3 protein-coding genes and 1 pseudogene are annotated in these 2,041 nt (G+C 73.4%); all 4 read left to right on the top strand.

Annotation, left to right across the window (positions count from 1 at the left end; genetic code table 11):
• Positions 1-423: MotA/TolQ/ExbB proton channel family protein (locus tag AX685_RS16995; protein ID WP_197418668.1), on the top strand; the 423-nt coding region annotated here is incomplete at its 5' end.
• Between the two features lie 7 nt (positions 424-430).
• Complete coding sequence (tolR, locus tag AX685_RS16990; RefSeq protein WP_066490695.1) at positions 431-862, top strand: protein TolR; 432 nt, start codon at positions 431-433, stop codon at positions 860-862.
• Positions 863-867: 5 nt separating this feature from the next.
• A complete protein-coding gene (locus AX685_RS16985) occupies positions 868-1,848 on the top strand; it encodes a cell envelope biogenesis protein TolA (RefSeq protein ID WP_066490694.1) in 981 nt (326 codons plus the stop codon).
• Positions 1,848-2,041, top strand: a pseudogene (locus AX685_RS16980) (hypothetical protein); the annotation flags it as partial. The gene AX685_RS16985 and the pseudogene AX685_RS16980, both read left to right, overlap by 1 nt.

Below are 2,041 nucleotides of genomic sequence, written 5' to 3'. Positions count from 1 at the left end.
GGGGTGACCGAATGGCGCCGCTCGACCCAGGGCAACCGCATCGATCGCGACGGCACGCGCGAGCGGCTGGGCACGACGATGGGATCGGCGGTCGCCAAGGAGATCGACCAGCTGTCCGACCGGCTCAACGTGCTGGCGACGGTCGGGTCGGTGGCGCCGTTCGTCGGGCTGTTCGGCACCGTATGGGGCATCATGCGCAGCTTCACGTCGATCGCCAGCCAGCAGAACACCAGCCTGGCGGTGGTCGCCCCGGGCATCGCCGAGGCGCTGTTCGCGACCGCGATCGGGCTGTTCGCCGCGATCCCCGCGGTGATCGCGTACAATCGCTTCAGCCATGCGATCAACCGCATCGAGGCGCGGTTGATGCGCTTTGCCGACGGGTTCCACGCCACGCTGTCCCGCCAGCTCGACGGCGAGCGGTGACGCGCGCATGGCGATGAACCTTCCCTCGCAACGCGGGCGCGGGCGGCGCGCGCCGATGGCCGACATCAACGTCACCCCGCTGGTCGACGTGATGCTGGTGCTGTTGATCATCTTCATGGTCACCGCGCCGCTGCTGACGCAGGGGGTGCCGGTGAACCTGCCCGATACGCGCGCCAAGCCGCTGGACCAGGACCAGCAGCCGACCGAGATCGCGCTGGACCGCGACGGGCGGATCTTCATTGGCAAGGACGAGGTGTCGGCCGATGCGCTGCCGCCGCGGCTCGAGGCGATCGCGGGGGCGCGGACGGGCAAGGAGCCGCCGCAGGTGTTCCTGCGCGCCGACCGGGCGCTCGATTACGGCCGGGTGATGAAGGTGATGGGCGAGCTGAACCGCGCCGGGCTGACGCGCGTCGCGCTGGTGACGGTGGGCGAGGACTGACGGGCGTGGAGCGCGCCGAGAAGATCGGGCTGGCAGGGGCGGTCGCAGGGCATGTCGTCCTGTTCGGCCTGCTGTCGGTCGGGTTTCTCGACACGCCCAACCCGGTCAAGCTGAAACAGGCGCCGGTCGAGGTCAGCCTGGTCAAGGAGGTCGCGCTGGAGGCCGCCGCGCCGGCCGCGACCGAGCCGCCGTCGCAGGCGGTCGCGCCCGAAACCGGCGAGCCCGAGGACGCACCGCCTCCGGTGCCCGAACCGCAGCCGCGCCCCGAACCCGCGCCGCAGCCGGCGCCTGCGCCCGCGCCGAAGCCCGCGCCGGCACCCCCCAGGCCGACGCCGCCCAAGCCCGCACCGCCCAAGCCTGCGCCGCCCAAACCGGCCCCGGCGCCCAAGCCCGTGCCGCAGCTCAAGCCGCGGCCGGAGCCCGCCCCCCCGGCGGCGGAAAAAGCGCCCGCCAAGCCGGCGCCCGCGCGCCGGCCGGCGACCGCCGCCGCCAGCGCGACCAAGGCGCCGCCGGCCGCGTCCAAGGGCGCGGGCAAGACGCCCGCCGCCACCGCGGCGCGCCCGCGCGGCGGGCGGCTGGGCGATGATTTCCTCAAGGGGCTGACCGCGGAACCGAGCAAGGCGCGCAACAGCGATGCGCCGCCGTCGGCCGCGCGCGTCGACGGCAAGGCGCTGGCCGCGATTCAGCAGGCGATCGCGCGGCAGATCCAGCCGTGCGCCGACCGGCAGGTCGATCCGGGGCCGGGCGCCAACCAGATCGTCACCACGCTGAACCTGCGGCTCAACCGCGACGGCACCTTGTCGGCGACGCCGACGGTGGTGCGCCAGTCGGGGGTGGACGACGACAACCGTCGTTATGCGCGGCGTGTGGTCGATCTGGGCATTGCCGCGTTCAAGGGATGCTCGCCGCTGAAACTGCCCGCCGAATATTATGCCACCGCCAATGGGGGGTGGAGCAACATCAACTATAATTGGAAGCTGCGCTGATGCGTCTGACGTTCCTGATCCCCGCCCTCATCGCCACCGCCGCGCCCGCCTGGGCGCAGGACGTGCCGCCGGTGACGCTTACCCCCCCAGCGGCGCAGTCCGCCGCGACGCCCGCCGGGGCGACGCCGCCGCCGCTGGAGGTGGACGTCACCGGCGGGCGTCGCGGCGGACTGCGCCGCTGGGGGGGTAAGCG

It is taken from the genome of Sphingomonas sp. CCH9-F2 (genome assembly GCF_001556735.1).
GTDB classification, from domain to species: domain Bacteria; phylum Pseudomonadota; class Alphaproteobacteria; order Sphingomonadales; family Sphingomonadaceae; genus Sphingomonas; species Sphingomonas ginsenosidimutans.
The sequence above is the reverse complement of the archived record's forward strand: the minus strand, read 5'-3'. Positions and strand labels throughout refer to the sequence as shown.

Bases quoted from the DNA above. Each gene is read 5' to 3' on its own strand.
- tolR (WP_066490695.1), top strand. From the start codon at position 431: ATGGCGATGAACCTTCCCTCGCAACGCGGGCGCGGGCGGCGCGCGCCG.